Genomic DNA, 20,605 nt, shown 5'->3' on the forward strand with positions numbered 1-20,605 from the left:
GGTGCAGTTCTATACCGTCGGAATGACATCGACGGTGCGCCGTGGACGGTGACGCTGCCGACCCGCTGCTGCTTGGCCAGCGGGTGCTGGCGATCCTGGAGACCGGGCTGCGCACGGCCACCTACAAACTTGCCACACTGATGGCGTTGATCGACCACTGCATTGAGAACATGCCCGAGCGGACCGACGATGTGCTGCGTGTGCCGATCCCCGATCTGGCGCATCGAGTGCTAGAGCTGTACTGGCCGCAGGTGCGCCCATTCGAGGGCCATGAATTGCGCCAGTCGACGCAACCGCGGGCACGAATCCTGGTTGCCACGACCGCGTTACGTGAGGCGACCGAAGTTACAGGCACGGGTCTACCGGTGGACATCGCCGGGCTGCGCGCGCCTGCCGCGTATCAAAGCGCCGTCGACGAAATCGCCCTGTGCCTGGCGCAGCAGCCGCTGCATCGGCTCCAGAAACTGCCGGGCTCGTCGGCGAGCGATCCGTTTCTCTACGACGACTCGTTCCTGCACGACCAGGTCCCACGGTCGACACTCCACGCCCGCGGCGATGCGATCGAACTTAAACCGGGTGTGGCGCAGGGTCTTGCTCGGCTCGCCGGGCTACTCAAGCTGGCGTTGGAGATCATGTGGGTCGACGACGTGCGTCGGATGAACAGATTCCTGCACTCCCAGGTCCCTGACGTGGCGGGACACCTGTTTGGTCGCGAGCGCACCGCGCTGGCCGCCGTACGGGAGCCGTTCAAGGAGGCGTTCGGCCCGCACTGTTTCTACTGCGGCACTCATCTGCCGGTGAACAATCCGGTCGATCATGTGCTGCCGTGGTCGCTGGTCGGTATCGACGGGCTGGCCAATCTGGTGCTGGCGTGCGCCCGCTGCAACGGTGACAAGGGCGGTGCGTTGCCAGCGGTATCGATGGTGGACCGCGTGCTGGAGCGTGACCGAAACGTGCTGGACGAGATCGCCTCCGAAATCCAATGGCCGACGCAGCATGAGCGCGTCGTGGCCGCCGCCCGCGGCATCTACCGTGGGCAGCCCGCCGGTGTGCCGACTTGGTCGGGGTACAAGCAGAGTGAGCGGCTGGATATCAGCTTCCTGCCAGCATGGGGGAGCGATAGCCACAGACCAGCGCATACATTCATGGTGCCTCGCCCACTATCGAGTAGCGGTCGCGAAGCAACTCTAAATTGTAAAAGGTGTGGGCTTGACCCCGTTTGGTGGACACAGGGTCAGGCGGCTTGTGCCGTCTGAGTGAGTTGGTCTTCGAACTCGACCGGCCTCATCATAGCGAGGGCCGAATGACGTCTGCGTCGGTTATAGACCCGCTCGATCCAATCGCCCACGGCGAGCTTGGCGGCCGTCTTGGTCGGCCACAGATATCGGTCGTAGAACTCGACTTTCAGTGTGGCCCAAAATGATTCCTGCTGGGCGTTGTCCCAACACACCGCTGTGCGGCCAACTGAACGGGCCAGGTTGTGCTCGCGGGCGAACCGCGCGAGCTGTGCCGAGGTGTACTGGCAGCCGCGATCGGCGTGCAACACGACCTGCTCGGCGAGCTCGCCGCGCATCGCCACAGCCATCTCCACGGCGGCCCTCACCCGTGCTCAGATAGGTGTAGGGGTCGGACCGAGGCGCGGTGTCGGCATTTCTGCCAATCCGTTTCCCCGGCCCGCCCTCCGAACCCGCCGAGCGAATCTCTCCGCAACGGGCTCTCCACGGATTCATGCCACTGGTGCAGTGATGTCCGTCGGCCTCGCTGTCCATGGGGTATTGATCTTCGTGCCCCGGTAGCGGTATCGGGTGACCTCTACCTTCTGCGGCCGGAACATCGCCGTCTTGCCTTCGCGGATCTGCCAATTGGGCAGGAACCGTCGATGGAAGACGCCCCACGCCAGCCCGTGGTGCCGTTTGCGCATCCAGGTCACCACCCGCCACCATGCGAAGTGGTCGAGGTAGTCGAAGGTGCGTTTGGACACCCCGTGCTGAAAGTAGTTGCACCATCCCCGAAGGACGGGGTTGAGTCGGCGCAACAGATCAGCCAGCGTCCGATGTTTGTGTCGCCGCGTCAGATTCCTGACCTTCTCGGTGATGGACATGAGTGCCTTCTTCGACGGCCAGGTGTAGACGTAGTGCTTGGTCGTGCCCTTCTTGAGCTGCCGCTGGATGCGGAAGCCGAGGAACTCAAACCCCTCGTCGATGTGGCAAACCCTGCTCTTTTCGACCGACAGGCGCAGGCCCATCGGCGCGAGCACTGCCGCGATCTCGCCCCACAGCGCTTCGGCATCAACGCGAGTGCCGTGGACCATGACACAAAAATCGTCCGCGTAGCGGACGATTTTCATGGTCGGGACTCCTGCGCGTCGATGCTTGGCACGTGTCCATTCCGAGCCGAGCGCCTTCCACTTCGCGGCGAAGTGCTCATCGAGAACGGACAGGGCGACATTGCTGAGCAGTGGTGACAGGATTCCGCCTTGCGGAGTGCCGGTGACGTTGTCCCGGTAGCCGAGATCCTTCGAGAGAATCCCTGCCTTGAGAAACGACTTCACCAGGGCCAGAACGCGTTTATCCCCGATGCGTCGCCGCACTCGGTCCATGAGGGCCGAATGCGAGATTTCGTCGAAGCACGCCGTGATGTCTCCCTCGAAAACCCAGTGATAGGCCCGTGAGCCGCTGGCGAGGTGATGGATCTCGGCGATGGCGTCCTGGGCTCGCCTGCGTGGCCGGAACCCGTATGAGCACGGATGAAAGTCCGCCTCGAAAATGGGCTCCAACACCAGCTTCAGCGAAGCTTGCACGACCCGGTCGGCGACGGTCGCGATACCCAGGCTGCGGAGCTTGCCGTTCGCCTTCGGGATCGTCACCTCCCGCACCGGATCCGGCCGGAACACCCGCTCCTTGAGTTCCTGACGGAGCCGCGCAAGCAATCCGACCGCCTCCACCGGGCCGACAGACCGCGGTGCGATCCCATCGGTTCCAGCAGAACGCGCACCCTTGTTCGTCCGCACCCGCTCCCACGCGACGGTGAGGAACGCGGGGTCATAAACGAGGTTGTACAAATCATCGAAACAGCGGTCGGTTTCATCAACCGCCCAGTGGTGCAGCTTGCGCTGCATCCTGCGTACCCGCAGCTCGGCCGTATCCGGGTCGGGCCACGAAGCACTCGTATTCACAAGTGACCTCCACAGTTTGCGTACTTGCCGCGAACCTGCTGGAGCCCTTCGCCATGTGACCGGCTTTCCCGGCCTCGGACTACTACGGCTCCTCCGCCCCACCACACCGGCATCAGCCGACGACTGCCTTCCTCCCGCCCGGCGGGCTGCCGGGTCGGGTCGGGGACCGGCGCGGTGGTTCCCGTGTTCACTGTCAACCGATCGACGGGTGAGGTGCCCAGCTATGCCCCTGCGACCTCGTCACGGCTACGCCGCAGACCTTCACCGTGACCTCCCGAACCGGCGACATCAACCGGCCCGCGAGTTCCCCGCCATCAGGGCGGGTGCGCGTCGCTGCCCAGCCCACATCCGCCAGGTTGGAGCTGGTGTTTTTCTCTTGAGAGGCGTTCAGCCGCTGGTTCCTCGCGTACACCTTCCCGTCTCGCTAGCCGGACCCAACCCGTCTGGCAGTACCAGGCCGTCCCGGCGTTGTCGGGGCTGCTTCCCACCCTCACCGTTGCCTCCTCGGATCAGGCTGCCCCCAGCTTCTGCCGCGCCACTGCGATGACTCGGCGACGGTGGTCTCTCACCCCCGTTCGGTCAAACAGCGCCTCACGGCGCTCGATATCCGAGGTCCACACCCGGTTGAGGATCCCGGTGTCGAAACGACGCTTGACCAGGTCTTTAGGCACCGCAGCATCCAGGTCAACCACCGTGGTGGCCGACGCGAACCGCCGGGGGCAGATCCCGGCCAGGCCTTGGCGGCGCAGTGAGGCCGCCACCGTCTTGCGCGAGACCCGCTCACCGTCATCGCGTAGATCGGCCAGGATGCGTGGGGCGCCATAGACGCCGTCGGAGGCCGCGTGGAACTTGGCGACCTTGGCGTCCAACTCGGCGCGCCGCTGCTGGGCCGGGGTCGGACCGCGCTCGCGGGATTTGCGCCATTTGTAGAACCCCGACCGGGACACCTCCAGGCACTCGCACATCCGCTTAACCGGGTAGGTGGCCTTCTCCGCCTCGATCACCCGGTAAGCTTCTACCGGTGCTGTTCGGAGACGAAGAAGGCCGCGGCTTTTTCAAAACTCACGGTCCAAACGTAATTCAGCGTTTTCACGGCGCAGACGCTCCAGCTCTGCGCGTTCATCAGCATCTAGCACCGCGCCAGTATCACCAGAAGAAGCCCCTTGACGTTGGAGGCGCACCCAACGCCCCAGCACTGCTTCACCAACACCAATCTCCGCGGCTACATGAGCCACCGGCCGGCCGGTCTCAATCACCAAGCGGGCAGCCTGCTCCCGAAACTCCGGGGTGTACCTGCGACGCTTGCCCGACATACGGACATCCTTCCCGCGGGACCAGCAGTCCCACCAGTCAGGTGTCCACCATCAGGGGTCAACCCCAGGTGTTGATAGCCTTAAAGTTGGCGGAAAACTACATGAATGTACAGCGAGCTTAACAGAATGACGAATCGGAAGGTCAACAGACCAGGGGAGGACGCTTGCCGGTTACTTGGCAATGGGAGAAGCAAAGCCCGAGCTACGCCAACTACGGAAACGCAAACCAATGGACAGTCAACGCGGGCCTTCCGTCGCTAGCCCGTGAGAGTGCCCAGAACAGCAACGATGCTCGGTTAGACGGCCACAAAGCGGACCTTGTCTATTCGTTCATCAGACTTAAAGGTGATTTACGGTCTCGATTCGAGGATGCGATCGGCTGGCAGACGGACTTGAAACCACACCTCCAAGCAATGGCGGGCGCAGCAGAAGGAGCCGTTTCCGCAGGGCAGCTGCAGTCTGGACTCGCGGCCCTTGAGTCCTCGGATGCACTCGTACTGTTGCGAATCGCCGACTATGGTGCGCGTGGGTTAACGGGCCCTGAGTTCGCAGAAGGGAATCCCACGCAGTACGGCAACTTCATCAAGTTGTGTCGACTGGATCTATTTAGCGGGAAAGACAAGACATCCGGCGGGTCCTTCGGCTTGGGCAAGGCCGTTTATTGGCGGTTTTCGCGTCTGCAGACAGTTATATTCAACTCGACCATCTCGCCAGAAGAAGCTGTGAACAGCCGATGGCAGAACCGGCTACTCGGTGTGAACCAGGGTGTGGTCCATCAGATCAACAACATCAACTACCAGGGCCGAGGCTTCTTCGGCGCCATTAACGGAAACGGCTACGTAGCGTCGGTATGGGACCACCAGGAACTCGTCGACGCGCTCAAGTTACGGCGGCACGACAGTCGGCCAGGAACTTCTGCATTATTGGTCGGCTTCTATGACCCGGACGAACCCGAGAAAGGCATGGGGGACATCAAGGAGCTTGAATCCTTCGCGAAGCGCCTCGGCGCGGCGATCGAAGAAGACTTCTGGCCACTGCTTACTCGGAAGCGCCTTAGAGTACGCACTGAAGTGCTCGACGGTGATGAACTTGTACTTCAGCATGCGGTCGACCCGGCCGACCAGTACGCCGAGCTTGTAAGGGCATTGAACCGATTCGATGCTGGTGACGTAGACGACACACTAGAGGAAGTCGGTTCGGTCGTCGTTCGGGATGTACCGATTGCTATCTCCGCTCGAATCGATGCGCATGATCCACACCCAGCTTTCGAGCACACTGCCAAGCTAGTCGTCACCCTCTCGGATGACGAACACGATTCTCTCGAGAACAAGGTGTGCCTATTACGCCGCCCGGAGATGGTCGTGCAGACGGTTGACAGGGAGTTCGAGGGCCGGACCTATCACGCCTTCTTGCTAGCGGGTGCAGCGATACGGCCTGATAACCCTTCCATAGAAGATGAACGGGCAGACGACTTCCTCCGCTTCGCGGAGCCGCCAGCACATGATCGCTGGATTCCGCGCCGCGGTAGAAACCAGACCTCGCAAGCAAACCTAACTGCGCATTATCGGGCACCTTGGGTGCCGAACCTCCAGAACATCGAGAGTTCCATTCTCGACCGACTATTCGAGTTATTCGGTGCACCACCTGTCTCCGAGGACCAGCCACCCGAGGCGATCTTCCGAAATCTGAGCTTCCTACGGGGAGAAGTCGGCACTGGCGCACGGGGCGCTTCGGCTGCCCGGAAACCGGACGTAAGGATTCAGCACGCGCACGTGGCCAACGGCGCGTGGCATTTGATCTTCGAAATCCGGGCTAAGAATCGTCCTGAAGGGTGGGAAGTCGTCCCAAAACTGGCTTTCGTCGGACTCGACGGCGGCCATGTCGATGTCGACTGGGCCTCTTTCGAGGCGGAAGATGACGCCGAAACAGGCTCTGGCGGAGAGGTTATCCTTCGTGGCAAGCCGCGTGGACGCCTCTTAAAGACAACGGTGCGTGCCGTCAGTGTGAGTAAGTTGCCGATTCCCGCCTCCGAATCAGCGGTCGACGTGCGGCTGGCACGAGCAAGCGTCGCTCCACCGCCACTCAAGAAGCCGGAAGCGGAATAATGCCGCATTTTGCATGGCCGTCATACGAGGAGCCGTGGGAGTGCACCGTTGAATCTGTCAGCTTCGATGAGGCCGATGGCGGCGAGTGCATCGATGCGGACCACCTCCGGATCGACGCGTACGAGCGGGAGTGGGTGCAAGCCCAGGTGATGATCAGCCTAACTACGACTGAACCTGCGCCAGCTGGGTTGGGTGACCTCCGGGCACACGTTCTGCTGTCGTGCCCAATGACTCAACTCCGGAGGCCTTTCCCCATTGACGCTACCGAGGAGAACGGCCGACTTGCCTTTCGCGGCGCGGTATGCATTCAGCGAAGCGCAGTCGCAGGGAAGGTATCGCTTGTCAGCGAAATAGTGGGCCACCACGAGGGCCGGCGCCGCGTGGTGGCATCCACCTTGCCGTGGGCGCTGATCGTTGATAAGGCTGCAGCGCCCAGGAAGGCTGGGGTGCCCCCACTGAAAACGATCTGGGTAGAGTTCGGTGCAAACGAAGCACCAACCGAAGCACGGAGGCACAGTGGTGCACACGCGTACGTCGATATCACCTTGTCCCCGCCGATTCTGTACCTCAACAAGGGCATTGATGGTCTGCAGAGTCTTATCCTCGCAGACAAGCCCAAACTGGAGCGGCGTCGTCATCGAGACTTGATCTCGGCTTTCATTGCGCGTTACGTGGCGAGCACCCTATTCCGCGCAGCAGCGGAACAAGTCACTACCGACGAGTTCGGCGGCCCGGCAGAGGGTCCGACAGGGCAAGTGTTCCGCGATATTTGTGAAGCCGTCGCTGTCGAGCTGCCTTATACCGAGACGGTGCAAGACCTTTACGAAACGATCGCACGGCTTCCTGATGGGCCACCCGAGAGCGCCGTCTTCTGGGCCGACGTGGATCTTGCCTTGGACAGGATGACTTCGGTGTCATCGACGGTGGCGGCCGTATCCGAACAGGTGAAGTATGTCTGAGTACTTACGGGCTATGCGTCGTAAACTCGTTGCTGCTGAGCGAGATAGATATGGCACCGATTCTACTCTTGAGGGTGTCGAGACTCCGGTTGAGCGCCGGGACTGCGCTCCGCCAACCATCGATGTTCTGGACGAGTTGATGGACGAGGTACGACGGCGCAAAACAGCTGCCGACTGGAAGGACCGAAGCGAAAGCGATCGATGGCTTGCACCGCGCGTGCATTTCGCGCTTCGCCTCCGGCGCTCGGAGGCAGCCATTCGAGGGTTATGGCATTGGACCGCTTTGCGGTACCAGTGGTATCTCGACTGGCGATGGAGGGACCCCACTGGGATTATCGCAGAGGACCGTTGGTGGGGACCGATACACAAGCAAGCTTTCGCCCGGTTATGGTGGGGTGCCGAAATTTTCAGAAATGGCGGAGACTACCAGCCTGTCGAGCTGGCGTTTATTTTTCAAGATCTGCCCAATAGCTATCTACATCGTCCAATCGTGAGGTGCAGGTCGCTTGCACTAGCGATCATCGATCGACTGAACGAAACGCCGGCCCTCGACGCGGATCATGTGAATGGACTAGCGCGAGTACTGAACCTCGCCACTGTGGGGTCTCCGCCAGAGGTCGAAACCGACTACCAAAGCGATGACTTGACTGCGTACGAAAGGTGGGCCAGCGACAGACCGCGAGTACCCACGAGTTGGGATGCGCTTCCCAGAGGTCCGGAAAGCATTGACACAACAACGGATTCGTTACAACGTGCTTCCACCATCGTCAACCGCGGATGGGTTTTTGCTGGCTTCGGCTAATACGGTCGCACGCGTACTGCGCTGCGCGATGATTCGCCTAAAGCCTTAGCTCGTGGCTAGGCCTTCCGATCAACGCAGGAACCAGAAATTCTTGGCCTACGAATAATCAATCTGAAACAACCCAACTATCACACCTGTGCAAGCAGGAATGCGATATGCGTTGCGATGCCCCGGGCTAGCATGATCGGGACCGCGTTGCCGATCTGACGGCCTATCTCCGATTTCGTTCCGTACCACAGGTAGTCATCAGGGAACCCTTGCAGTCGTGCAGCCTCGAGATGCGTAATTGGTCGATTAGCGGTGGGATGCAGGTAGCGGCCCTTCTCTGGCTTCCAGAACTCGGTTCGGATCGTCACAGCCGGTCTATCCCAGTGCAGACGGCCCATCACATCTCCAGAACCGTTGTTGTGACCTCGCCAACATTTGGCCAGCAGATGGTCGGGTATGTCTTTGCGGTTACCCCCCGGTGGGATCGCGGCATATCTGTCTAGGGACAGCTGGGTCGGACGCCGTCCCAGATGCAGATCAATAGTTTTGAAGGGGCCAGGTATGACGTGACCGTCAACATCGGTGAACGTCGCGGGCAGGTCAACCCCGTCCACCTCTGACGGAATATCCCCAATTGCATTGCGTACGGTCTCCCACGCTTCTCGCTTGCCCGTTCGGTCGCCAACCGGCATACCCCACGGAGCTAAACTGCGTGGCCCTCCGATGACGACTGCGCGACGGCGAAGCTGAGCCGCACCGAATTCTGCAGCGTTAAGGATGCCGAATTCAATTCGGTAGTCTCGGAGCCGCCCATTACGGTAAGTCTCACGCCGCAGGTCACGAAATTGGCCCGATCGAAGGAAATCAGCAACGTTTTCGAGAACGAAGAAAGCTGGACGCAGTCGAACGAGCGCGTCAACGTAACGTCGCCACAACGCGTTCCGTGGATCCCGGATTTTTCGAGCGCCAAGGTTCGAGAAGCCTTGGCACGGTGGGCCACCGACAACGACATCTGCAGACGGCACGTCACCCAGAACCCACTCTGCGATGTCGCCGCAGAAAACATCTGCCCCCAGGTGGTTAGCCCGGAAGGTCGCGGCTTCGACTGTTCCCTGTTCAACCGCAGCAATTGTTCGGAAACCGGCCCTACTGAATCCTTCACTAAAGCCGCCGGCGCCAGCAAAGAGATCGATCACGGTCGGCGGGGCAGCCACGGCGGAAGTATAGACGGAACCGCCGACAAACGGAGGTAGGCAGCGCCGCTTCGCTGCCAGCTATCTTCTAGGTTCGATCAGTGCTCGCACCACCCGCCAATGGATGTCGGCAGCGGGTTCATGTTCCCAAGCGCGTATCACCCGCCACCCAAGACTTCTCAGGTGTGCGTCGGTTTCAGCATCGCGCCGGCCATTCTTCATAAGCTTCTCTCTCCACCAATCATGGTTCGAGGCAGGCACATTCCGATGCTCGCCGCATCCATGCCAGAAGCAGCCGTCGATGAAAACTGCGACCTTCTGTCGTGTGAACGCTATATCGATTGTGCGGCGCCGCATACCGGGGACAGGGTAATGCACACGGTAGCGCAGTCCAGCAGCGTGCAAAAGCCGACGCAGATCAATCTCGGGACCGGTGTCGCGGCGAGGGTGCCTGCTCATCTGCTCAGACACCTGTCGAGACGATGGGACCACACCCTCGGATGGCACTGATTATCGCACTCCTCGTACGGAAGTCTGCGACCTCGAATCTACACCTGAAGGTTGTCTGCGCAGGTCGCTTGTGAAGCCGCACCAGCACAGTGCTCGCGGCTGATCGGCCGCATGACATGCCCAACAGACGGTTTGGCACCCCGCAGTTAACCCATGCCACCAGACCGCCCTACACCACCTCTGCGGTGGGCCCATATAGCGCGGATATGCCTAGCATAATTTATGCAAGTTGACATATACCCATATATACGGCACCATACCCACTGTATCGTTCCAAGGAGGTATAAGTGGATCCCACTACTCGGCGGGTCTGGCCAAGCCCAGTGACGTGGTGTAAGAGTTCGTTCGATCGCGTGACCCTTCGGGTGGCAGTCTAGGCGGTCAGGGCTGGGGTGGTGTTGGTTTGCTGTCCGGCGGGCTCGTCGGTGCTGGTCAGTGCTGTGCGGGCGCGGGTGAGCACGTCAAGGCCCAGGTAGCGTCGTCCTTCGATCCATTCGTCGTGTTGTTCGGCCAGCACGGCACCGACGAGGCGGATGATCGAGGCCCGGTCGGGGAAGATGCCCACGACGTCGGTCCTGCGCCTGATTTCTTTGTTGAGCCGTTCCTGGGGATTGTTGCTCCAGATTTGGCGCCAGATCTGTTTGGGAAAAGCGGTGAACGCCAACAGATCCGGGCGGGCTGCGTCGAGGTGTTCGGCCACTTTGGGGAGCTTGTCCGACAATGCGTCGAGGACTCGATCGTATTGGGCAACAACCGATTCGGCGTCGGGCTGGTCGAAGACCGAGTGCAGCAGAGTGCGCACCCACGGCCAGGAGGACTTCGGGGTGGCCGCCATCAGGTTGTTCGCGTAATGGGTGCGGCAGCGCTGCCAGGCCGCTCCGGGCAAGGTGGCCCCGATCGCGGCGACCAGGCCGGGGTGGGCGTCGCTGGTGACCAGCGCGACCCCGGACAGGCCGCGGGCGACCAGGTCGCGGAAGAACGCCAGCCAGCCTGCCCCGTCCTCGGCGGAGCTGACCTGCACACCCAGGATCTCGCGGTAGCCCTCGGCGTTGACGCCGGTGGCAATCAGGGTGTGCACGCCCACGACGCGGCCGTTCTCGCGGACTTTGAGCACCAGGGCATCAGCGGCGACGAACGTGTACGGGCCGGCGTCAAGCGGGCGGGTGCGAAACGCCTCAACCTGCTCATCGAGTTCTTTGGCCATGATCGACACCTGCGACTTGGAAAGCCTCGTCACACCCAGTGTTTCAACGAGGCGTTCCATCCGCCGGGTGGACACTCCCAGCAGATAGCAGGTGGCCACCACGCTGGTCAGGGCACGCTCAGCGCGTTTGCGTCGCTCCAATAGCCAGTCCGGGAAATAGCTGCCCTGACGCAGCTTGGGAATGGCCACATCGATGGTGCCGGCGCGGGTGTCGAAATCACGATGCCGGTAGCCGTTGCGGCTGTTGGACCGCTCATCGCTGCGCTGGCGGTAGCCGCCCCGCAGATGGCGTCGGCTTCCGCGCCCATCAAGGCGTGGATGAACACCGACAGCAGCCCTCGCAGCAAGTCCGGGCTGGCCTCGGCGAGTTGGTCGGCCAACAGCTGCTCGGCGTCGATAAGGTGTGGTGAGGTCATCGCGTTGCTCTCCTTCGGTTGACTTTGCTGATCGTTCGAAGGATCACGCGATGACCGCCCTCTACCGCGCTACGACACGCCCACCGGCCCTACCGGCTCATACACCACGCCCCTGGACGCAACTGCGGGTCTTGCGGGTGGCTCTGCCCGTGAGCTTGCTCCGGGATATGGACTCCGTCATCCTGAGCGGCGTCGGGGGCTACATGACACGAGCAGAATTCATCGTCGACGCCATCCAGGAACGAGTACTTGAGCTAACCGCCGGAGAAGAGGAGGACGCTTCCACGCCGCTCGTCCGACCGTTGGCAGCAGAGATGCAAATGTCGTTGGACCCAGTCCAATCCCGAACAACAGCTCCAGTTGAAGCAGCGGATCTGTCAGCGACGGCGATACCCAAAGCGCCGCCAGCCACCATTCTTGATGGCACCAGCAACGTATCCGCGCTTACCTCCGATGTGCTCTTCGGGCTTCATAATCGTGATTACCCGTCACTGTGGGCACTCGCACAGCTAGCCAATATTGCGCATTCAGGTCCTGTGGATATCGACAAATTTTACTCAGACGTGACGAAACATGCTTGGGAATTTGGCGAACTACTGATTTTCCTTGAGCGGAAAACCGGCGCAAGGTATACCGCATTGTTCCCAACCAATCGCGCCAAGCAAAAGGCAGCGGAGGGCCGCTTCCGTAGCTTTGCGATCGGCGACATCCGTGCTGAGGGAAATGCAAAATTAAATCTGTCCGGACCCCTCTTTCAATGGAGGGCTGCTACGGTAGCATTCATACCCGGCGAGCCAATACGGATCGGGATCACGGGACTTGGACTCGAACTTCTAGAGATTGTTGCTGGCATCACCATAGCCGAACCTCATGCAAGCGATATCGCACGCCGGTTCTTTACCTACCTTTCGCGCCATTCACCTGGCGACTGGAAAGGCTTTGCCGAAACACTAACGGTAATAGGAACCTCGGGAGCCAATCGCCAACGGATTTTAGACCACTTTGCCTCTTGCTGGCCAAGTTGGACTGCTAACGAAGTGTCAACAAACGCTATGGGATACATAGCCCGCGCTCGGGAGTGGGGCATGATTCAGCCGAAACAAACCCATCTTAAATACTACCCCACAGAACTCGGTTTAGAACTCATCGGAGGCACAAGGTGAAGGTGGACGGGGCAGCAATTATTCGCAGTGCGTTAAGCGCACGCTCCATAGTTGACGCACGAGCTGTGCAGGATCTGATTGAGAAAGCGATCGGCGCTCGCCACGAGCGACCCCTTGGAAACACTTGGAACAATCAGGGGATCCTTACGGGCAGCGGAGCTAGTTACGACCATAAAGTGCTGGAAGTCGTAACGAATATGCAGGACGCCATTCTGGAGCGTCGCGCCCTTGAACGTTACCGCACTGCGGAGTCCGTCCCGTTTCGGACACCTCACGACGCAGCCGAGGCTCTCTTGCCAGCCTCCACGAGGGAACGTGCCAGTCTTGCATCCATCACGATCGATCGCGCGACAGACAGCCGGCAGAAGAAACAAGTGACTGTCGTTGCCCGCGATTTTGGATGCGGCATAACTCCGTCTGACGTGCCTCTGGGCATATTTAGGGTTGGCTCCAAACACAAAGATGGATGCGACTGGCTGCAGGGCACGTTTGGACTCGGCGGAGCTACGACATACCGAGGTGCCCAGGCGGTGGTTCTTGTCACTCGGCGCGCGCCTGAGCTTCTAGAAGTCGACCAGCCAGATCGCATCGCTATTGCCGTTGTTCAATGGGAGAGGGCGAGAACCACAACTAACGCTTTCTACCTAGTGACTAATCCGTGGGACGAAAATGATCCTGCTTCCTGGCAAGCAGCCGTTCCATTGTCCGTTCCTGCGTCGTGCTACCCCGAGTTCGAACCGGGGACTCATCTGGCCTTAATCGGCTACGATACCGACGGCCTTGGGCGACGCTCGGGTGATGAAAGGTCATTCCACACCGTATTTAATACTCGGCTATATCGACCGGTGATACCCATCACCTACAAGAACAACATCACAAGGTCGGAACGAACTGAAACGCTCGACGGCCTTGAACGACGCTTACGTGACAACCCAGGAGAGCCAGGGGCTCAGGGTGAAGACACCCTGCCCTTTAGCTATAAAGGTGTGACGTATCACCTGCCGATCACATTTCGTATCTTTAATAAGCCGGGAGCGAAAGGGGAACGACGGAATTTTGTTGCGCACGGACATGCGTTGCTCATTACGTCCAACGGTCAGGTACATTCCCACTGGACACCCCTTACGTTCAAGGCGAATACAAAACTGAATAAGCTATACGATCGCATTCTAGTCGTGGTTGAAAGCGACGCCCTTCCGATCGAAGTGCGCACAGAGCTCTTTACCGCAGATCGTGCTCAACTTGTCAGCAGCTCGGTTGCTAAGCGGCTCGAGAAAGAGATCGCTGGATTTCTCAATGAGTGGCCTGCCCTTGACGATGCTAATCGCGCGCTAATTCGTGAAGCGATCACAGGGGACAACAATGACCGACCGACGATTGCAATTGCCGAAAAAATCGCTCGCGCATTAATGGTCAAGGGCTTCTCTCTCGGTGCTCCCGGTGAGGGAAAGTGTGGAGGCCGCAACCAAAAGCCGCCCGAACCGACACCGCCCGAGGACTTGTATGACAACCCGACGCACTTCGAGGGCCCCGAGGTGGTCACCGCTGAAATTGGGAAAGTCAAGGGGATCTACTTCAAGCTCAACGCTGCTGATGGATTCCTCGGCCAAGGCAAACGCGCACAGTTGCGCGTCACTTGTGACCACCCTGATATCGGTGATGACGAAATTACCGTTGGCGAATTACGATCGGGCCGCGTTCGGGTCTCCGTTTCTGTCCCCGATTACCCGGAACCCGGCTCGTACGTCCTCAATGCTGAGATTCCAGAATGGCAGCGAACATCTGGAGGGTTGGGCCCACGATTCGAATGGACCACGAAACTAGAGCTAGTGAGCGAAATTAGTGCACGAAACCCAGCTACTCCAGCTGGGGACCAGAAAGGCAAAACCAGTCCGGGCGGTGGCGGTCTTGTAGCACTGATATGGCAGTCTGACCTTGACAGAGATGATTGGACACCCAACACCGTCGGCGAGGTCGAGTCAGTGTTGGGCAAGGACTTAGCTAGCCGAAAGGCCGAGTATAAGGAGCTTGCGTCGATTGACACACCGATCCCGACCCTTGTTCTCAACCGCACTTTCGCACCACTCAAAGCCTATATCGCCGCCCGCGCTGCCGAATTAACTGATGAAGGGAAGGAACGGGCACGTGACCGATACGCGGTGGGCGTCGGCGTTGCATTGTTAATCCTTGACGAGGAATCAAAGAAAGCGGCCAGATCGGGCCGTCTCTGGGAGGACGACACAATTTTGACGAGCCAGCGTGCTGCGGCACGCGCTGTACTCGCCGGTATGACGGATTATGACCGGCTGGCGAAAGAACTGGAGGACTAAAGTCCTTAAACTGGCGGGCGCGGCGTCATCGTGTCACTCCTCGTTCAGTGTCCTCGCCAGGCAAGCGAGAGCGTTCTCGAATCGCTTCCCTGGCACCGTATGAATTGAGCCCGCAGACAGAAGGATGAGGCGCTGTAACGGTCTCCAGCGAGCCGGTCAGACCCGCCATCGCCCAACCCTCTTCCGCCGCGCGGCCGAGCAGCAGGACGATCTTCAGGTCCGGGCAACGGCGGACAAACTCGCGCAACCACGGGGCGCCCTCGCGGCGTTCAGCGCTGGTGGAGCCACCGTTGGAATTGATGACGCGAGAAGGGTACGACGTTCCCGCCCGACGATTTGGCTCCAGTCGATATGGTGCCGATCGTAAGCCTCACGCAGGTTCCGCGCCGTGCGATCGTCGTTGTCGAGGCTGAGTAGCCCAGAGCCGGTGCCTGCTGCAGTTCTGGTCGAGGGATTTTCGAGCAGCACCAGTGCGCGGGCGTGCACGCCGCTGCAGACTGGATCGACATAAGGGACGTGGCCGCGGGGCAAGCCCTTAGCATCCGCGATTTCGTCGGCGAGCTGATTCAGCGGTGCGACGTGAGGCTCGCGAACGCGCGCCAACTTCGCGCGGAGGAATGCAGGATCGGCGTTGCGGCCGTTGGCGCCCGGACGGACCTGTCTCCGTGTCGGCTTGTCGGCTGCCTCGGCGGCGTGTGTGGCGTTTGTCGTGGAACGGTGCGCATCGCGGGCGTACTTCTCCTGCTCGGCTTCGCCGCCCGGCTGGTTGCGCCAGCGCTGCCACTCATTGTTGTAACTGAACAGAGCCTGGGCTTGCGCTGGCGAAATCTCGATGTCGTAGCGCTCCGTGATGTAGCGCGCCAGGCTGTGCGCGACGGGACCCGGCCTAGCTGGTGAGTAGCGAGGTCGGCCGGGCATGTTCTCAGTTTGCCGGAAGCGGCCGCTTCCTACTGTGCGAATCCGCGCCTGCAGGAAGGCCGCACCGCGACGACTCCCTATCGGGCGCCCTTCACTGTGCGCACTAATTTGTCGCAGGTCGGGAAGCGCCTAGCGACCCAGCGGCTAGACCTGAAAGCTTCGACAAGAGGACCGAGCCGCTCGCAGCCCTGCCGATCGAAGCACCCGTTCGTGGCCAGCCATGAGCTAGTACGGCGAACGACTCGGTCGGAGTCGCGATGCAAAACGCCCAAAACCGTGATATGCGGCCGCCTGTACCATCAGCACTCCTCGAATTGGATTGGTATGAACCAATCCAACCCCGCGGCGTGGCCTGCATGGTATCTATGGCAAGAAGTCGCTAGAGCCAGCACTTCGAGGGGGGCACCGCGATGAGCAGTAGAGCCGCGGGAAAGGAATCTGGCACCAGAGCCGTTCACGCAAAAGCGGGCAAAGCCAGGGCGAAAGAGACCAGCAGAGCCAGTGCAAAAAGCTCGTCCAGCAGGACACCCGTGAGCAAGCGAGTCAGGGCCGGCACTCGAACGAAGACCAGCACAGCCGCGAGGAACACGACCACCAGAACGGCGAAGGCTACGAGTGCCGGGACCACCACAAACAACACCGGTGTACGTACCGCGAGACCTCGCAGACCCGCTGCAAAGAAGGCCAGTCCAAGCCGCTCCAACAACCAGAGGGTCTCGACTAAGAAAAGGAATGCCAGCGGCCAAGCGGACGTCATCAGCTCGGCAGAGGACATCCGCACCCGTCTGCTCAGCGGCTTACAAGGCCAGCAGCCAGCCGCGGTGAGCAGTCCTGCCAGACGCCTTCTTTTAATTGCAGGCGCCGGGTCCGGCAAGACGGAGGTGATGGCTCGTCGAGTTGCATGGTGGCTGGCCGACGGAGTCCCGAAGGACTCAATCGTCGCCTTCACCTTCACAGAGAAGGCGGCCGAAGAGATGCAGTTCCGAATCCGCCGCTATATCGATGCCATTACGCCCGAAGGCGGGAACGCGACCCTCGGCGGCATGTATGTCGGAACCATCCATTCGTATTGTTTCAAGCTCCTGAAGGAGCTCAACGCAAGCGAATACCACAACTACGACATCATGGACGAAATCGCCCGGTATGCGTTGGTGCAGCGGCGTTTCCACAATCTGCTCGGGCTTCCCGCGTTTCAGACCGCTATCTCACCGGGCCGGCAGTACCGCGCCTCGCAGACCGAAACCACCGACCGGTTCCTTTACGCCTATGACTTGCTCAACGAATACAACGTATTGCGAGTTGAACTGCCTGAAAGGCCGAGACCTACAGAGTTAGGCGCCCCCGAGGCTGAGTGGTGCCGCGAGGCAAGACTTCTGGTCGATGTCGGCAAATCGGAGGCCGCACGGTCGTTCGCCAGGTCTGCCGCCAGGCTGTACGCGTATCTGCGCTGCCGACGCTTTCTCGACTTCTCAACGAGTCAATCTGAAGCAGTCCGACTGCTGACGGATGAACCGAATGCGGCCGAGTCGCTACGCCAGCGCATTACCCACGTCGTCGTAGACGAATTCCAGGATGTCAATCCGGTGCAGGACATTCTCATACGCCTCCTGGTAGGCGACGCTGGCCATCTCACGGCGGTTGGCGACCACCGACAGGCCATCTTCGGTTGGCGCGGAGGGCGCGTCGAAATCATGGCTGACCTAGCTGGCGAACTCCGCGATGACCATGATGGCGACGTATTGGAACTCACTCACAACTTCCGATCTACTCCGCGGCTTATTGCAGTCTCCAACAGCTGGAACAGGACGATCGGCGTCCCGCCGAACCTGACAAGCCCGGACATGCTCCACGGCCGTGTGGGACGAACGGACTACGACCCGTCTCATGTTTCCGCTCTGCCATTCCCGTCGCGGACCGATGAGGCAAACTGGATCGCCCAGACGATTCAGCAACTTGTCGTGCCAGCCACTGGTCAGGGAGCACGTCATGACACGCGGGACGGTGACCGTGGGCTGACATACTCAGATGTCGCAGTTCTCGTAAGGTCCTCTACGGATGCACGCACCTACATGACGGCGCTCCGGGACCACGGGATTCCTGCTATCGTCCGCGCCGGTCCCGACCTCTTCTCACAGCCGGAGGTCCTTCTGGTCGCTGGTGTGCTCGCACTGTCCGCCGGAATGGAGCGCTTCCTGGGCGGGCAGGACGCGAGATCGTTCCCGAGCCGCATTAACGCCACCCTCGGATGTCCTCCGGAACCGATTCCGGTTATCGAAACCGCCGCCAGCCAGCTCAGAGCAGAAGGCGTCCCGCTGGCCGGCGACATCGAAGCACGTCTCGCCGCTGCGGGTCAGGCCATCCAACAGCGAATCTCGACGCAGAGGCGCCTCGCGTCGCGGGATATCGATGGAGTCCACACGCCGCATCTGCGCGAATTCCTCCTCCGTGGCCCACAACCGCTACGAAGAGTGTTTCCTCAGTCGATCTTCCACGACATCCTGGCTGAGCTTGGGATCGCCGAATGGGATAACGAGGGCGGTCGCTCGGAGTTAGCAATGTTCCACATCGGCCAGCTGAGCTCGTTGGTGACCGGAATCGAAACGCCCGGCTGGACGAGACCCGAAGACTACCCTTATCAAATCCAAGGTCTCTTGCTTTGGGGAACCAAGAACGCACGGGAAGAAGCCGCACCGCTACTGGTCACACCGGACGCAGTCCAGATCACGACGATTCACTCAGCGAAGGGGCTGGAGTTCGGCTGCGTGTTTGTTGCCGACGTTTGCTCGTCAAGGTTCCCGAGTAGCAGGGCGACCCGGCCACCTAACGTACCTTTCGAGGGCCCCATCCTTACGCGGATCGACCCTGCCCAGATTGCGGATAACCCGGCGCGAGATGGCGAGCGCCGTCTGATGTATGTCGCGCTCACTCGCGCCGAGCGCTATTTGTTTGTTACATCGTCGAGGCCGAGCGAGTACTTCGCGGCTAGACCCAGGTCCTCTATTCCGGGCGTCGCCAACATCATCCAGTCGGAGGGAGGAGTCGCGTTCGCGGCTCCGGCCGACATCCCAGCGAACATCGAAACGCGGGCGTCAGAGGTGAGCCGCGAAAACCGGCTCGTGACCTCCTTCTCCGACATGCGGTACTTCCTTGAATGCCCCCATGACTTCTACCTACGGAAGGTTCTCGGATTCACGCCAACCATCAATCAGGCGTTCGGCTACGGCCGAGGTATCCACAACCTTCTCCGAGAAGTCCACTCCAATCCTCAATCCTGGTCGGCAATCGCTGGCGATCGTGACGAGCTAATGAAGCGGATTCAGACGCTCATCGACCGCGGGTTGTTCTACCTTCGCCATACGACCGGCGCTCCAGCCGAGAACATGAAGAGGCAGGCCCAGGAAATCATCGCCGATTACGTCGAAACGTACGCGGACGAGCTTGCCCACCTCGAGTTCGAACCCGAGCGCGAGTTCGAGACCCTGATAGAGGAGGAGCAGGTTCTCGTATCCGGTGCCATCGACGTCGTGCGGCTCGATGAACCGCCGCGGGTCACCATCATCGACTTCAAGTCCGGTGATCCGGAATCCGACGAGCGCATGAGCTTGGATGAAGACGAGATGCGCCTGCAGCTGACCATGTACGGCCTCGCCGCCCGCCGTGAACTCGAATACCAAACGGACCGCGGCCTCGTCCGTTACATGGGCGAAACTGAGGATGGTCGCCGCGAGCTCGAGGTTGATCTAGACGACCATTCGCTCGCCGAGACGCGAAAGGTCATCGCAGAATCGGCGCGGAACATACGACACCGGGACTTCCGAGTCGGTCCGCTCCGTGCACCTCGAAAACCGACCTCTAAGACCCGATGCGACGAGTGCGACTTTCTTGGCATCTGCGGAATGCAGGACGCTCGCAACGCTCGCGTGTAGCCCGCGAGAGATGGCCCTAGTCCTGGGGAAGATCGCAATGGTGTCGTCGATGATGGCGTCCCAGCCGTCGTCGCTTCGGTGAAATAACTTGCAGCTTCAGGACTTCGATCCACTTCTGGCCAATCATTTTTGCCGCTCAATCGTAGTGATCGCCGCAGAGAGCACTGAGCTGGTCTGCACGCCAACGTCTTTAGCGGTTTGCGCCCACTCATACCAGCGTCTGACCACATCATCCAGCGCCGCTTCGTGAGGCAGGTCAGCTCCGGTGGCGGCGACTTCGGCGATCGCAATGGCCATCGACGTGTCGTCGGTCCACTCGCCGGGCTTGAATGGCCCCAGCCCGCCGCCGATCATCTCGGCAGGCTGACCGGGATCAAGCGGCCGCGCGAATTCGTAGCCTGCGTCCAGAGCGTCGCCGGCGGCGGTGCCCAGCAGGCACCGCAGGCCCGATCACGTCGTGCCGCAGTCCATTCCATGTGCTGTCCTTACCTTTCTTGAAGGGTGGTTGTTGCCCTCGGCCGTAGGCTTCGAACTGCCCAGGGACGTCGGGTATGGCTTTCATGCGTGTGCGGTGTTTCATGGCCGAAGGAGATTGGCCGCCCG

The 20,605-nt window shown here is 60.5% G+C and carries 13 protein-coding genes and 3 pseudogenes; 6 read left to right on the plus strand and 10 right to left on the minus strand.

Translation table 11 applies throughout. The features are described from left to right. Positions 1-41: 41 nt before the first annotated feature. Complete coding sequence (locus tag MYXE_RS19660) at positions 42-1,256, plus strand: HNH endonuclease (RefSeq protein ID WP_085198050.1); 1,215 nt, start codon at positions 42-44, stop codon at positions 1,254-1,256. Here the strand turns inward: MYXE_RS19660 and MYXE_RS19665 are convergent. The 4 genes and pseudogenes from MYXE_RS19665 to MYXE_RS19680 all read right to left on the minus strand — a co-directional run. Next, positions 1,235-1,603: pseudogene (locus tag MYXE_RS19665) on the minus strand (transposase); the annotation flags it as partial. The gene MYXE_RS19660 and the pseudogene MYXE_RS19665 sit on opposite strands and share 22 nt — an antisense overlap. 123 nt (positions 1,604-1,726) lie before the next feature. Next, positions 1,727-3,175: a group II intron reverse transcriptase/maturase gene (gene ltrA, locus MYXE_RS19670; RefSeq protein ID WP_085193031.1), complete on the minus strand. Its 1,449-nt coding sequence runs from the start codon at positions 3,173-3,175 to the stop codon at positions 1,727-1,729. A gap of 509 nt (positions 3,176-3,684) precedes the next feature. After that, the gene (locus tag MYXE_RS24720) at positions 3,685-4,179 is read right to left on the minus strand and encodes an IS3 family transposase (protein WP_085193032.1); all 495 of its coding nucleotides are present in this window, start codon (positions 4,177-4,179) and stop codon (positions 3,685-3,687) included. A gap of 51 nt (positions 4,180-4,230) precedes the next feature. Continuing rightward, on the minus strand, positions 4,231-4,431 hold the full coding sequence (locus tag MYXE_RS19680; RefSeq protein WP_232061873.1) for a transposase: 201 nt from the start codon (positions 4,429-4,431) through the stop codon (positions 4,231-4,233). 221 nt (positions 4,432-4,652) lie between these two features. Here MYXE_RS19680 and MYXE_RS19685 point away from each other — a divergent pair, with 221 nt between their 5' ends. Next, positions 4,653-6,593 (plus strand): hypothetical protein, encoded by a 1,941-nt coding sequence (locus MYXE_RS19685; RefSeq protein ID WP_139821137.1) that lies wholly within the window; start codon positions 4,653-4,655, stop codon positions 6,591-6,593. A gap of 380 nt (positions 6,594-6,973) precedes the next feature. After that, positions 6,974-7,552: a hypothetical protein gene (locus MYXE_RS19690; RefSeq protein WP_161552124.1), complete on the plus strand. Its 579-nt coding sequence runs from the start codon at positions 6,974-6,976 to the stop codon at positions 7,550-7,552. A gap of 930 nt (positions 7,553-8,482) precedes the next feature. Here the strand turns inward: MYXE_RS19690 and MYXE_RS19695 are convergent. The 3 genes and pseudogenes from MYXE_RS19695 to MYXE_RS19705 form a co-directional block, all read right to left on the minus strand. Further along, positions 8,483-9,556 carry a DNA cytosine methyltransferase gene (locus MYXE_RS19695; protein WP_085194295.1) on the minus strand — a complete coding sequence of 358 codons (1,074 nt, stop codon included), beginning with the start codon at positions 9,554-9,556 and terminating at the stop codon, positions 8,483-8,485. Between the two features lie 60 nt (positions 9,557-9,616). Further along, positions 9,617-9,994 (minus strand): very short patch repair endonuclease, encoded by a 378-nt coding sequence (locus MYXE_RS19700; protein WP_085194297.1) that lies wholly within the window; start codon positions 9,992-9,994, stop codon positions 9,617-9,619. A 424-nt stretch (positions 9,995-10,418) separates the two neighbouring features. Continuing rightward, positions 10,419-11,665, minus strand: a pseudogene (locus tag MYXE_RS19705) (IS256 family transposase). Positions 11,666-11,832: 167 nt separating this feature from the next. Between MYXE_RS19705 and MYXE_RS19710 the strand changes: the two are divergent. After that, positions 11,833-12,828, plus strand: a complete 996-nt coding sequence (locus MYXE_RS19710; RefSeq protein ID WP_142688750.1) for a hypothetical protein — start codon at positions 11,833-11,835, stop codon at positions 12,826-12,828. Then, positions 12,825-15,158, plus strand: coding sequence for a hypothetical protein (locus MYXE_RS19715; protein ID WP_139821154.1), 2,334 nt, complete (start codon positions 12,825-12,827; stop codon positions 15,156-15,158). Before MYXE_RS19710 ends, MYXE_RS19715 begins: the two co-directional genes overlap by 4 nt. A gap of 213 nt (positions 15,159-15,371) precedes the next feature. Here the strand turns inward: MYXE_RS19715 and MYXE_RS24725 are convergent, their stop codons facing one another. After that, on the minus strand, positions 15,372-16,076 hold the full coding sequence (locus MYXE_RS24725; RefSeq protein WP_232061657.1) for a uracil-DNA glycosylase family protein: 705 nt from the start codon (positions 16,074-16,076) through the stop codon (positions 15,372-15,374). 454 nt (positions 16,077-16,530) lie between these two features. Next, positions 16,531-16,851: a hypothetical protein gene (locus tag MYXE_RS24055; RefSeq protein WP_197904874.1), complete on the minus strand. Its 321-nt coding sequence runs from the start codon at positions 16,849-16,851 to the stop codon at positions 16,531-16,533. A 46-nt stretch (positions 16,852-16,897) separates the two neighbouring features. On the opposite strand from MYXE_RS24055, the gene MYXE_RS19725 reads away from it, so the two are divergent. After that, positions 16,898-20,002 (plus strand): ATP-dependent helicase, encoded by a 3,105-nt coding sequence (locus MYXE_RS19725; protein WP_197904875.1) that lies wholly within the window; start codon positions 16,898-16,900, stop codon positions 20,000-20,002. Positions 20,003-20,152: 150 nt separating this feature from the next. Here MYXE_RS19725 and MYXE_RS19730 read toward each other — a convergent pair. Next, positions 20,153-20,478 (minus strand): annotated as a pseudogene (locus MYXE_RS19730) (ADP-ribosylglycohydrolase family protein); the annotation flags it as partial. Between the last annotated feature and the right edge of the window lie 127 nt (positions 20,479-20,605).

It is taken from the genome of Mycobacterium xenopi, assembly GCF_009936235.1.
Classification (GTDB): domain Bacteria; phylum Actinomycetota; class Actinomycetes; order Mycobacteriales; family Mycobacteriaceae; genus Mycobacterium; species Mycobacterium xenopi.